We start from the raw sequence: 12,073 nt of genomic DNA, 5'->3' as shown, positions 1-12,073 counted from the left end.
GGGAGGGGGTTCGTACCGGTGCTGTTGCAGAGCTGATGCCCCGGCGCCGCCTTTAAGGTGGCTGTATGACACAGATACCGGGCGGGCCGGCGGGGAAGAAGATCTCGGCTTCCCGCACCACCCTCAGCCACATCATGACCGCCAACGACACCAACCTCCTCGGCACCGTGCACGGCGGCGTGATCATGAAGCTGGTGGACGACGCGGCCGGTGCCGTGGCCGGCCGCCACTCCGGCGGCCCGGCCGTCACCGCCTCCATGGACGAGATGGCCTTCCTCGCCCCGGTCCGGGTCGGCGACCTCGTGCACGTGAAGGCCCAGTGCAACTGGACCGGCCGCTCCTCCATGGAGATCGGCGTACGCGTCCTCGCGGAGCGGTGGAACGAGTCCACCCCCGCCACCCAGGTCGGCAGCGCCTACCTCGTCTTCACCGCCGTCGATGCCGACGGCAAGCCCCGCCAGGTCCCGCCGGTGCTGCCGGAGACCGAGCAGGACGAGCGGCGCTACCAGGAGGCCCAGATCCGCCGCACCCACCGCCTCGCCCGGCGGCGCGCGATCATGGAGCTGCGCGAGCAGCGGGCCGCCCAGGGCTTCGACGAGCTCTGAGCGCCCGGCGGTCCACGGCCCGCGGCCCACGCCCGCGGCTACTTCGCGCAGACCACCTGGTCGCCGGTGACCACACCGAATTCGCCCTGGTACGGGTCCTCCGCGCGCACCGGCACCACCTTGCGGTAGTCGGCGCCCGCGATCACCACGACGGTCCGCCCCTGCCTCGGCACGGCACGCAGCTCGCTGCCGGGCAGCGCGGTGGACACCGTACGGGCCGAGCGGTCCCAGCGCGGGTCGTACGTGATCACCGTGCGCTTGACGTCACGGCTCGCGCCGTTGCCCGGAGCCCGGGTGGTGTCGAAACCGGTGGCGCGCAGCGCCGAGTCCACCCGGGTGCCCAGCCCGTCGATCCTGGTGCCGTTCTCCACCTGCACCCGGACCTGCTGCGGGGCCACGTCCACCGGCACCGCCGGCTGCGAGCGCACCGGCCGGCCGGGGCCGGGCGCCGGGGCCAGCGGGCGGTCGTCGCGCAGCGCCTCGAAGAGCTTCGCGGCCTTCGCCTCGTCCCACTTCACGGTGGAGCCGATGCCCTTGACCGGGTAGGAGGCGTTGCCGATGGGCACGGAGGCGAACTCCGAGGAGGAGGGGGTGAAGTCGCGCATCGCCTGCCCGAGCGCCAGCATCTGCTGCGAGCCGAAGCCCTTGTCGGCCCGGACCGAGCCGAGGAGGGTGGAGCTGACCTCCTTGAACTTGACCGGGTTGAGCAGCACCCCGCCGCCGGTGGCCTGCTTGATCAGGGCGGCGATGAACCGCTGCTGACGCTGCATCCGGCCGAGGTCCGAGGCTCCGTCGACATGGCGCGAGCGCACGTACTGCAGGGCCTGGCCGCCGCTCAGCCGGTGGGTGCCGGGGAGCAGGTCGAGGCCGGTGTTGGGGTCGTGCATGGTCTTGGCGGTGCAGATGTCGACGCCGCCCATCGCGTCGACCGTCTTCATGAAGCTGGTGAAGTCGACCTCCAGGTAGTGGTCGATCTTCACGCGGGTCATGTTCTCGACGGTGCGCACGGTCAGGTTCGGCCCGCCCTCGGCGTAGGCGGCGTTGAGTTTCACGGGGTGGGCCCCGTGCTGCTTGCCGCCGGCCTCGTCCAGGTGCGCGGGCAGTTCCACGTAGCTGTCGCGGGGCAGGCTGACCACGCTCGCCCGTGTCCGGTCCGCCGAGAGGTGCACGAGCATGACGGTGTCGGTGCAGCGGCAGGGGGCCCCGCCGAGGCGGTACTCGCGCTTCTCCTCGGCGGTGATCTTGTCGCGGCCGTCGGTGCCGACGAGCAGGAAGTTCACCCCGTGCCCGGCCTGCGGGCGGTTCTTCATGTCCTTGAAGGGGTCCACCCGCTGGATGCCGGTGTCCAGGCCGGTCATCACGGCGTGCCCCAGGGCCCCGGAGCCCAGTACGACCACCGCCAGCCCGGCCGCGAGCCGGACCCCCCAGCGGGGCCTGTCCGCCCGGCGTCTGACCGGACCACCGGCCCGAGGCGCGCGCTGCGACGGCCGGGCGGGCCGGGCGGGCCGGGCGGGACGGGTGGGACGGTGCGGCTGGGGCACGGGGGACACCTCCGCGGGGCAGCAGGGCAGCGGGTCGGGAAGTCATTGCGCATTCGGCTGATTCGTCAGAACAGTAGGTCCATACGATCAGCCTCTGTCCGTACCGCTCATCCGCCGCGCACCCGGTTCCCCCGTACGCGGTAACGTGACACCGATACCCGACCTTGAAGGACCACATGCCCACCCAGCAGCCCGCAGTCTCGGTGATCATGCCGGTACTCAACGAAGAGCGCCATCTGCGCGACTCGGTCCGCCACATCCTCGGACAGGAGTACGGGGGTGAGATGGAGGTGGTGATCGCGCTCGGGCCGTCCACGGACCGTACCGACGAGATCGCCGCCGAGCTGGTACGCGAAGACCCCCGGGTCCACACCGTGCCGAATCCCACCGGCCGCACGCCCGCCGCCCTCAACGCGGCCATCGAAGCCTCGCGCCATCCGATCGTGGTGCGCGTGGACGGCCACGGCATGCTCTCCCAGAACTACATCGCCACCGCGGTCCGCCTCCTGGAGGAGACCGGGGCCCAGAACGTCGGCGGCATCATGCACGCCGAGGGCGAGAACCCCTGGGAGGACGCCGTCGCGGCCGCGATGACCTCGCGGATCGGCGTCGGCAACGCGGCCTTCCACACCGGCGGCAAGGCCGGCCCCGCCGACACCGTGTACCTCGGCGTGTTCCGCCGCGAGGCCCTGGAGCGCGCGGGCGGCTACAACGTGGAGTTCGTCCGCGCCCAGGACTGGGAGCTGAACTTCCGCATCCGCGAGGCCGGCGGGCTCATCTGGTTCTCGCCCGAGCTGAAGGTCCAGTACCGCCCGCGGCCCTCCGTGCGGGCGCTCGCCAAGCAGTACAAGGACTACGGGCGCTGGCGCCACGTGGTGGCCCGGTACCACTCGGGCTCCATCAACCTGCGCTACCTCGCGGCGCCCGCCGCCGTCTGCGCGATCGCGGCCGGCGTGGTCGTCGGCGCGGCCGTCACCCCGTGGGCCTTCGTCCTCCCGGCCGGCTACCTCGCGGCGATCACCGTCGGTTCCGTCCCGGCCGGCAAGGGCCTCTCGCTCGGGGCCCGGCTGCGGATCCCGGTCGCCCTGGCGACCATGCACGTGTGCTGGGGCTACGGCTTCCTGACCAGCCCGCGCTCGCTCGCCGCCAAGGTGATCGCGAGCCGCCGTCCGTCGGCGCGCCGCGATCCCAGCGAGGTCTGAGTCCCGTTCTCACCCGAAAGGGGTGACCCGGTCCGTCGAGGACCGGGTCACCCCTTTCGGGTGAGCGGACCACCGGCGGACCGGCGGCCCCGCCGACTACTTGCGGTACGGCGCGTACACGTCCATGCAGGAGGTGTCCGATCCGTTGAGCACGTCGGCCGACTCCGGGACGGAGCCCGCCTCGGGCGGCGCCTGCTGGGGGAAGACGTTGCCCTCCCGCCAGTCCGCGCCCACCACGACCGTGATCTTGGCCGCGCCGGCCGACTTCTGCACGGAGGCGGCCGGAATCCCGAGCGCCGCCGCCACGGTCTGCGCCTCGGCCGTCTGGGCGTCCGTGGCGTACCGGACGACCGTCAGCTTCTCCGGGGTGAGCGAGGAGTCCGCCTTGGCCAGCGTGAAGCCCTTGGAGACCAGTTGGCCCGCGATGGCCGTGGCCCGCTTGCCGACCGGCGGGGCGCCGACTCCGGTGCCGTTGACCACCTGCACGGCGATCTTCGACGGATCGGCGGCCGGCGGCTGGGACGGCGCCGCCGACGTTCCGGTCGCGGGCGCGCTCGGCTCGGCGGAGGCTTCGGGCTTCGCCGCTTCGCCGTTGGCGTCGAGGGCGACGTCCTTGCGGAGCATCGTCCACATCTTCTCGGCGTCCGGCGGGTTCACGACCAGCCGGTCCTTGTCCTGGGGGTCCTGCAGCACCGGAATCGTGGCCATGGTGATGCGGTTGACCGGGACGTCCTTGAGCTGCATGGAGAGGTCGAAGAGCTTCTTGACCGACCCGATCTCCTCGGACACCTCCAACGCGTTCGTCGCCGCCTCGGCGAGACCCGTCAGACGGGGGACGTCGGTGAAGGCGTTCTGGCTCTTGAGGCTGCGGATCATCGAGTTCATGTACATGTGCTGGGCCTTCGCCCGGCCGAGGTCGCTCCCGAAGGCGTGCCGGGTGCGCAGCCACTGGAGCGCCTGCTCGCCCTTGACCTTGGTGGTGCCGGCCTTGAGATGCAGACCCGAGCCGCCCGAATCGCTCCCGGGCGTGGACGTGTCCCAGACTTTCTGGTTGACGCAGACGTCCACGCCGCCGATCGCGTCGGCCATCGACACCACACCGGAAAAGTCGATCATCATCCAGTGGTCGATGTAGACGTTGGTCAGCTTCTCCCAGGTGGCCAGGGTGCAGCCGGCGCCACCGCGTCCGAGGGACTCGTTGATCATGGCGCGGGTCGCCTTGAACTTCTTGCCCGTCTTGGGATTCGTGCACTCGGGGATGTCCACGCGCGTGTCGCGCGGGACGGAGGTCACCGAGGCGTTCTTCCGGTCGGCCGAGACGTGGATCAGCATCTGCACGTCGGCCAGCGGGTCGGAGCCTACGGCGTCCCAGTTGCCGCCGAGGGAGGCGTTCTCCGGCTTGTTGCGGCTGTCGGAGCCGATCATCAGGATGTTCAGCGGGCGCCGGCCGGCGGCGTCGGCCTCGGTCTTGGCCACTCCGCTGTCACCGCTCAGGCGCTGGCCGCTGCGGATGTTGGCGTTGAGGTGGCGGTAGTAGAGGTAACCGGCCGCCGCCGTCCCGAGTATGAGCAGCGCCATGGCGAAGGCGATCCGGCGCAGTACGCGCCGCCGCCTGCTCCGGGTCGGGCGCTTGCCGCCGCGGCGGCGGTGGCCGGAGCCGGACCGCGGCGCGGGCACGGCGGTTCCCGTGCCCGGACGGCCGTCGGGTATCGGGTCGCCGGACTCGACCGGCGCTCCCTCCCCTTGCACGCTACTGTGCCTCACACGTACCCCCCTCAAGATCACTTCGTGTCCGTATTGTGCCGGTCCGGCGCATCCGGAACGTCATTGCGCGGCCGCGGGCGCCAAAATGGCCGCCCCGCACGTCACTTGGCGCAGATCGCCTTGTCCGCCTCGACCCGCTGCACGCCCTCGGGCGCCTTCAGCGGAGCCGTCAGCGAAACCCCCGCCCCCTTGAAGTCCGCGCCGAGCGTCAGCTTCATCGGGGTCTTCGGCGCGGCGTCGGCCGTGCCCATCTTCAGCGCCGTCGCCGGCAGCCCCATCATGTCCGCCAGCGCCCGTGCCTGGTCCGCCTGGTTGGGCGCGTACTCCAGCTGTGTGGTCTCCACCTTGGCGGGCGCGTTGCCCAGGTTGCTGGACTTCGGCACCCCCTTGGTGTTCTGGAGCCAGTTCAGTGTGCCGGAGGCCGAACCGGCGGGCCCGCCGCCGTTGTAGACGTCCACCCGGACGTCCTTGGCCGGCGCGCGGGCACCCTGCATCAGCGCGTCCAGGTTGGCCTGTGTGTCGGCGGCGGCCGCGTCCTTCGCGGCCTGCTCCTTCTGCTCGACCTCCGTGAGCGAGACGTCCCCCCTGATCATCTGCAGCAGCGGATCGGCCTGCGCAGGATTGACCACGACGGTGGCCTTGACCTTCTCCGCCGGATTGTCGAGCACCGGAAGCGTGGTGAAGGTGATGTTCTTGAGGTCGATGTCCTTCAACTCACCCGCGAGCTCGGTGAGTTTGTCGATCGACCCTATGCCGGAGTCCACGCTCAGCGATTTCGTGGCGGCCTCGGCGAGGGAGAAGAACTTCTGCGGACTCGTCAGCGTCTGCTTCGACTTCATCTCGCGCATCATCGAGCTCAGGAACTGCTGCTGGGTCTTGATGCGGTCGAGGTCGCTCTCGTTGCCGAAGGCGTGCCGCGTCCGTACGAAGGCCAGCGCCTGCTCGCCCTCCAGCCGGTGCTCGCCCGGGGACAGCTTGAGCTGGGAGTCCTTGTCGTCGACGGCCTTCTCCACGCAGACCGGCACCCCGCCGACCGCCGTGCTCAGGTTCTTCACCGCGTTGAAGTCGGCCATCATGAAGTGGTCGACCTGGACCCCGGTGAGCTCCTTGACCGTGCGCATCGTGCAGCCGGGGTCGCGGCCCCCCTGCCCGAGGCTGGTGTTGAAGCGGACGCCGCGCTCGGCGGCGACGGTCTTCATCGAGCCGTCCGGCTGCTTCGTCGGACAGGCCGGCACGCTGGTGATCAGGTCGCGCGGGATCGACAGCGCGGTGGCGTTGGAGCGGTCCTTGGCGACGTGGAAGAGGATCGTGGTGTCGGCGTGGCCGACGCTGCCCGCGTCCCCGTACCCCTCGTTGCCCGCACCGCTGCGCTTGTCGGTGCCGATGACCAGGATGTTGATGGCCTGGTCCTTCTTGAAGCCGCCGCTCGTACCGGCGTCGCCGACGTCGGTGACCGTGAGGTTGCCGTTCAGGTGGTCGTAGTAGAGGTACGCCGCCACCGAGCCGCCGACCAGCAGGAACGCCAGGGTTCCGCCGGTCACGACCAGGATCTTCTTGCGGCGTCCGCCGCCCTTGCGCGAACGGCCGCCGCGCCGGCCGCCGCCGGGAGGGCCCTCGCCGCGGCGCGGTCCCGGAACGGCCGGGGACGGGGAGGCGGGGGATCCGGGAGCGGCGGGGGCCCTGCGGGGCGTGGCGCGCGGCGCGGGACGCTGCGGCGGTGCTTGCGCAGCGGAATGGTCCAGTCGCAGTTCGTAGTTGCCGGTGCGGGGGTTGAGCACCCACTGGTCTGCGGGGTCGATCTCGTCGGCCCGTCCACGGCTTTGCGCATCCACGGTTTGCTCGAATCCTCCGTCGGTGCTTCGCGACGCGCCTCCCCCGGGCGCCCGGTCAACGATCCGGCTGCTGGCGCGCGGCCTCTGTGCTGGCCGGGCGCCGGATCGCTCACCTTATCCGGACAGCTCCGTCGCAAACCATGCTGGTGATGAATTCCACGCCCTTACAACGGGGCAATCGCCCCAACAAGCTCGGCTCGGTCACCGGCTTTGGGATTGCTTTACCGGCAATCGGCTACACCCGCCGTGGTACCGGTAAAGGTGGGGACGGGTGTGGGGCCGTCCGCGGTTCCCCGGCCGGCCCCGGTCTCCGGGGCCCTGCCGTCCACCGCGCCGTCCCCCTCGCCGTCCGCTTCGCCGCCGTCGTCGCCCTGCGCCGCCCGGTCGCTCTGGGGCTGGGACCGGGGCGTGGGCGCCGGCGGGGCTATGGTCAGCGGCTCGTCCGCCCGCAGCCGCCGGAACAGCTGGCCCGCGTCCGGCTCCCGCAGCTCGTCCCGGTTCGGGTTGGCGGCGTACGGCCTGCGCGGCACCGTGAGGAACTTGACCTGGTCGGTCGGGATGTCGCGCACGCCCCGTACGAGCTCGTACAGCCCCCGCAGCGAGGCCAGCCCCGGGTCCGTGGTCACCGAGGAGGTCGCCGCGTCCAGCAGCGGATACAGCCGCCCCGGATTCAGCAGCACCCCGTTGCTCTGCACCTTCTTCACGAGTGACCCGAGGAAGAGCTGCTGGCGCTCCATCCGCTCGGTGTCGCTGCCGTTGCCCAGGCTGTAGCGGGCCCGTACGAAGCCCAGAGCCTGCTCGCCCTGCAGGGTCTGCCGGCCGGCCGGCAGCCTCAGCTTGGCCTCCGCGTCGTCCACCGGCCGCTTGAGGCAGACCTCCACCCCGCCGATGGCGTCCACCATCTTCTTGAACCCGCTGAAGTCCAGCACCATGTGGTGATCGAGCCGGATCCCGGTCAGCTTCTCCACCGTACGGATCGTGCAGGCGGTCCCACCCCACTGGAACGCCCAGTTGAACTGGGCGGACTGCTCCCTGGTGCGGCTGCCGTCCTGCGTCAGGCACGCCGGTACCTCCACCATCAGGTCCCGGGGTATCGACACCGCCGTCGCGCTCTTCCGGTCCGCCGGCAGGTGCAGCAGGATCGTGGTGTCCGAGCGCTGCGTGCCCTCGTCCTGCCCGTAGCGGGCATTGCCCGCGCCGGAGCGCGAGTCCGAGCCGATCAGCAGGATGTTCTGCGCCCCGCCCGCCAGGTGGGCCGGGCGCTCCTTGTCGTAGCGCCGCAGCTCGGCGGCGGCGGAGGTGTCCTCGAGGATGTTCCCGTCGAGCTTGGAGTAGACCCACCACCCGGCGGCCGCTCCGGCGAGGACCAGCAGGACCGTCCCGAGCCCGATCCAGCGCAGCAGGCGGCGCCGGCGGCTCTTCGGAGGCTTGGGGGTGCCTCCGGCCGCTTCGGTGCCGCCCGGTATGCCCGCGCTGTCCCTCACTCGTGTCCGTCCCCTCACCCGTTCCGGCAGGCCGTACGGGTGAGTACGGCCTGTGCCGATCCTGCCCCCGGGTGCTCGCGGCGGCCCGGGGGCACGGCCCTGTACAGGGCCATGTGGGTGACAAATCGCCCGTATCCGCCGTTGGGCGGAGTGGGTGACGGCCGGGCTAGGCGTGGGCTAGGCGGTGTGGGTGACGCGCTCACTCTCGATCCGCTGGGCCAGCGCCCCGGCCGACAGCCGGTCCGCATTGCGGCACAGCACCACGGAGCCGCCGGTCGCGAGGGCCGCGTACAGCCCCGCCGAGAGCCCCTCCCAGCGGTCGTAGCCGAGCGAGGACAGCACGCGCGAGCCCTCGCCGAGGCCGCGCTCGACCGCGTCCTCGCGGGCCTGCTCCACGATCCCCGCGTACGAGAGCTCCTCGCCGCCGACCACCAGCCCCGGGCCGTCCGCGTCCACCGGCTGGAAGGGCGCGAACCGGTCGCCCTGCCCCGGGACCTCCACGGCGTAGTCGGCGAACCCGGCCGGCGGCTGCGGGAAGCGCCCGCCCAGCGGCCGCAGCGCGAGCGCGACCCGCTCGCCGGAGCACGCGGCGGCCTCCTGGAGGGTGTCGGGCCCGCTCACCACGAGGTCGGCACGGGCAGGGTCCCCGCCCACCTCGGCGACGACCCCGACCGAGGCGCAGGCGAGCAGCCAGACGGCGCTCTGCCAGTGCGCCGGGAGCAGCAGGGCGAGCCGGTCGCCGGGCTCGGCGCCCAGATCGCCCTGGAGCAGATTGGCGGTCTTGGCCACCCAATTGGCGAAGGTGGCGACGGACAATTCGACCCGCTCGCCCGTGGCGTCGTCGTAGAAGGTGACGAGCGGGCGGCCGGGATCGCCGGCGAGCGCGGATCGCAGCAGGTCGGCAGGGGTGCGGTCAGTGGCGTTCACGGACCAGAGCCTACGCGGGCCCTTCCGCCGTACGGCGGAAGCGCGATCCCCCGTACGGCGCAGGGGTATCGCCCGCCAAGCGGACGGTGCGTCAGTTCTCGAATGGCGGCCGCTTCCGGGAGTCCTCAGCATCCTTTCATGCGTGGATTCCTTGCTTCCTCGATCGGCGTCGCGACGGCTGCCGCACTGGCCCTGCCCCTCGCGCTCCCCACTACGGCCCTGGCCACTCCGTCGATGGGCTCGGCCCCCGTGACCCCCGCCGGGTCCACCCAGTCGCTGCCGCTCGTCCCCGTGGGACCCGCGGCGGCCCGCTCCCCAGGGGTCCCCGGCATGAGCACCTCGCCCCGGCTGCCCGATACGCGGGGCCTGGCCGCGCGCGGGGTCGACACCTTCTCGCTCGTCGGCGTCGTCTGGGACGACGCGGGCACCCAGCTCCACGGCCGGGTCCAGGTCCGCACCCGCTCCGCGGCCACCGCGGACTGGTCCGGCTGGCAGGACGTCGAAACCCACAACAGCGAACACGGCTCCGACCCGGACACGAGCGAACGCGGCTCCGGCCGGGTCCGGGGCAGCACGGCCCCGCTGTGGGTCGGGGAGTCCGACGGCGTCGAGGTCCGAGTCCAGGCCGAACGGGAGGGCCGCTCGGAGGGCGGCAAGCTCCCGACGGGCCTGCGGATCGAACTCGTCGACCCGGGCAGCTCCGGCCGGGCCGCGACGGACGGCAAGAACGGCACGTCACAGCCGGTCGACGACAAGGGCGAGATGATCCTGCTCCCCGGCATGACGATGGAGATGGCGCAGTCCTCCTCCGCCAACCTCCCGATGGCGCCCCTCGGCGCCGACGAGATCGCCCCGCTCGACAAGGCCGACTCCACCGCCGACGCGATCCTCGCCGACGGCTCGCTCGAGGCCGCCGCCCGCCCGTACATCGGCCCGCGCCCCGGGATCGTCACCCGGAAGGGCTGGGGCGCCGACGAGAGCCTGCGCGAGAAGGCCTTCGTCTACACGAACACGGTCAAGGCGGCCTTCGTCCACCACACCGCCTCCGGCAACAACTACGCCTGCAAGGACGCACCGGCGGTACTGCGCAGCCTGTACCGCTACCACGTCGTCAGCAGCGGCTGGCGGGACATCGGGTACAACTTCGCCGTCGACAAGTGCGGCACGGTGTACGAGGGCCGGGCGGGCGGAGTCGCCAAGCCGGTGCTCGGCGCGCACACCATGGGCTTCAACACGGACAGCATGGGCATCGCGGTGATCGGCACGTTCGCTTCGGCGGCCCCGCCGAAGGCGGCGGTCGACGCGGTGGCCCGCCTCACGGCCTGGAAGCTGGGCCTCTTCGGAGCGGACCCCCGCGCGAAGACCACGCTCCGCTCGGGCGGCGGCAACCTCTACGCCAAGGGCAGCAACGTCCGCCTGAACGTCATCTCGGGCCACCGCGACGGCTTCGCCACCGAATGCCCGGGCCGCCGCCTCTACGGCCAGCTCCCCCCCACCCGCGTCACCTCGGCCAAACTCCAGGGCCGTCCATAATCCGACCCCCGGCGGGGCTGATCCAGCCCCGCCGGGCAATTCCAGCTCCGCCGGCGTTCGAGGCGCGGGTCCGGGCAGAGCCCGGGGAACGGTGGAAGGGAGGGGAGGGGCGAGCCCCGCAGGGCTACGCTCGAAGGCATGGCCGGCCGCTTCGACCCCCTCACCCGCACCGCGATCCGCGGCGGCCGCACAGCCGTGCCCCCGGACCCGCGCCCCGGCGCGGATGCCGGCCCCGGCAAGGGCACCCAGGCCCACCCCGCCAAAACCCGTACATGGACCCCACCCGGCCCGGTGGACCTGGGCCTCACCCTGGGCCCCCTCAGACGCGGCCCCGCCGACCCCACCTTCCGCACCACCCCGGGCGCGGTCTGGCGCGCCACCCGCACCCCGGCCGGCCCCGCCACCCTCCGCGTCGCGAACCAGGGCAGCGGTGAGGTGGGCGCGGACGCCTGGGGCCCCGGCGCCGACTGGATCCTCGACCGGCTGCCCGAACTGCTCGGTGCCGCCGACGACCCGGCCGCCTTCGTCCCCCGCCACAGACTCCTGCACGCCAGCCACCGCCGCCGCCCCGGCCTGCGCCTGACCCGTACCGGCCTGGTCCTGGAGTCCCTGATCCCGGTGGTCCTGGAACAGAAGGTCACCGCCGACGAGGCCTACCGCGCCTGGCGCCGCCTCGTACGGCAGTACGGCGAGCCCGCCCCCGGCCCGGACCAGGGCCTCTACGTCATGCCCGACGCCCGCACCTGGGCGATGGTCCCCTCCTGGGACTGGCACAAGGCCGGCGTCGACTCCAAACGCTCCGCCACCATCGTCCGGGCCGCCCGCGTGGCCGCCCGCCTCGAAGAGGCCGCCGCCATGGACCTGCCGGCGGCCACCGCCCGGCTGGAGTTGATCCCCGGCATCGGCCCGTGGACCTCCGCCGAGACCCTGCAGCGCAGCAACGGCGCCGCCGACGCCGTGACCACGGGCGACCTGCACCTGCCGGGCATCGTCGGCTTCGCCCTGGCCGGGGACCGGGACGCCGACGACGCCGCCATGCTGGAGCTCCTGGCCCCGTACGCCGGCCAGCGCCACCGCGCGGCCCGCCTCATCCTCCTGGCGGGCGCCGCCCCGCCCCGCCGCACCCCCCGGATGCCGCGGGGCGACATCGGCAGGCTCTGAGCGGCTCGCCCGTCCACGGCCCGC

9 protein-coding genes are annotated in these 12,073 nt (G+C 72.5%); 4 read left to right on the top strand and 5 right to left on the bottom strand.

Annotated elements, in window-relative coordinates; genetic code table 11:
• Positions 1-65 precede the first annotated feature (65 nt).
• On the top strand, positions 66-605 hold the full coding sequence (locus J7F03_RS10655; RefSeq protein ID WP_214948461.1) for an acyl-CoA thioesterase: 540 nt from the start codon (positions 66-68) through the stop codon (positions 603-605).
• Between the two features lie 38 nt (positions 606-643).
• Here the strand turns inward: J7F03_RS10655 and J7F03_RS10650 are convergent, their stop codons facing one another.
• Entirely contained in the window at positions 644-2,146 is a 1,503-nt protein-coding gene (locus tag J7F03_RS10650) for an LCP family protein (protein WP_214948460.1), read from the bottom strand.
• 176 nt (positions 2,147-2,322) lie between these two features.
• On the opposite strand from J7F03_RS10650, the gene J7F03_RS10645 reads away from it, so the two are divergent.
• Positions 2,323-3,348 (top strand): glycosyltransferase family 2 protein, encoded by a 1,026-nt coding sequence (locus J7F03_RS10645; protein ID WP_214948459.1) that lies wholly within the window; start codon positions 2,323-2,325, stop codon positions 3,346-3,348.
• 96 nt (positions 3,349-3,444) lie between these two features.
• On the opposite strand, the gene J7F03_RS10640 is transcribed toward J7F03_RS10645, so the two are convergent.
• The 4 genes from J7F03_RS10640 to J7F03_RS10625 form a co-directional block, all read right to left on the bottom strand.
• Positions 3,445-5,112, bottom strand: coding sequence for an LCP family protein (locus J7F03_RS10640; protein WP_374104302.1), 1,668 nt, complete (start codon positions 5,110-5,112; stop codon positions 3,445-3,447).
• 101 nt (positions 5,113-5,213) lie between these two features.
• Positions 5,214-6,944 (bottom strand): LCP family protein, encoded by a 1,731-nt coding sequence (locus J7F03_RS10635; protein ID WP_214948458.1) that lies wholly within the window; start codon positions 6,942-6,944, stop codon positions 5,214-5,216.
• 221 nt (positions 6,945-7,165) lie between these two features.
• A complete protein-coding gene (locus J7F03_RS10630) occupies positions 7,166-8,428 on the bottom strand; it encodes an LCP family protein (protein WP_214948457.1) in 1,263 nt (420 codons plus the stop codon).
• A gap of 177 nt (positions 8,429-8,605) precedes the next feature.
• Positions 8,606-9,355: a TIGR03089 family protein gene (locus tag J7F03_RS10625; protein WP_214948456.1), complete on the bottom strand. Its 750-nt coding sequence runs from the start codon at positions 9,353-9,355 to the stop codon at positions 8,606-8,608.
• 138 nt (positions 9,356-9,493) lie between these two features.
• Here J7F03_RS10625 and J7F03_RS10620 point away from each other — a divergent pair, with 138 nt between their 5' ends.
• Both J7F03_RS10620 and J7F03_RS10615 read left to right on the top strand, forming a co-directional pair.
• The gene (locus tag J7F03_RS10620) at positions 9,494-10,888 is read left to right on the top strand and encodes a peptidoglycan recognition protein (protein ID WP_214948455.1); all 1,395 of its coding nucleotides are present in this window, start codon (positions 9,494-9,496) and stop codon (positions 10,886-10,888) included.
• 138 nt (positions 10,889-11,026) lie between these two features.
• Complete coding sequence (locus J7F03_RS10615) at positions 11,027-12,049, top strand: DNA-3-methyladenine glycosylase (protein ID WP_214948454.1); 1,023 nt, start codon at positions 11,027-11,029, stop codon at positions 12,047-12,049.
• The last annotated feature ends 24 nt before the right edge of the window (positions 12,050-12,073 follow it).

The sequence above is a fragment of the Streptomyces sp. ISL-43 genome (assembly GCF_018614195.1).
Taxonomy (GTDB): domain Bacteria; phylum Actinomycetota; class Actinomycetes; order Streptomycetales; family Streptomycetaceae; genus Streptomyces.
This window is presented reverse-complemented; position numbering and strand designations above follow the sequence as displayed.

Bases quoted from the DNA above. Each gene is read 5' to 3' on its own strand.
- J7F03_RS10655 (WP_214948461.1), top strand. From the start codon at position 66: ATGACACAGATACCGGGCGGGCCGGCGGGGAAGAAGATCTCGGCTTCC.
- J7F03_RS10645 (WP_214948459.1), top strand. From the start codon at position 2,323: ATGCCCACCCAGCAGCCCGCAGTCTCGGTGATCATGCCGGTACTCAAC.
- J7F03_RS10620 (WP_214948455.1), top strand. From the start codon at position 9,494: ATGCGTGGATTCCTTGCTTCCTCGATCGGCGTCGCGACGGCTGCCGCA.
- J7F03_RS10615 (WP_214948454.1), top strand. From the start codon at position 11,027: ATGGCCGGCCGCTTCGACCCCCTCACCCGCACCGCGATCCGCGGCGGC.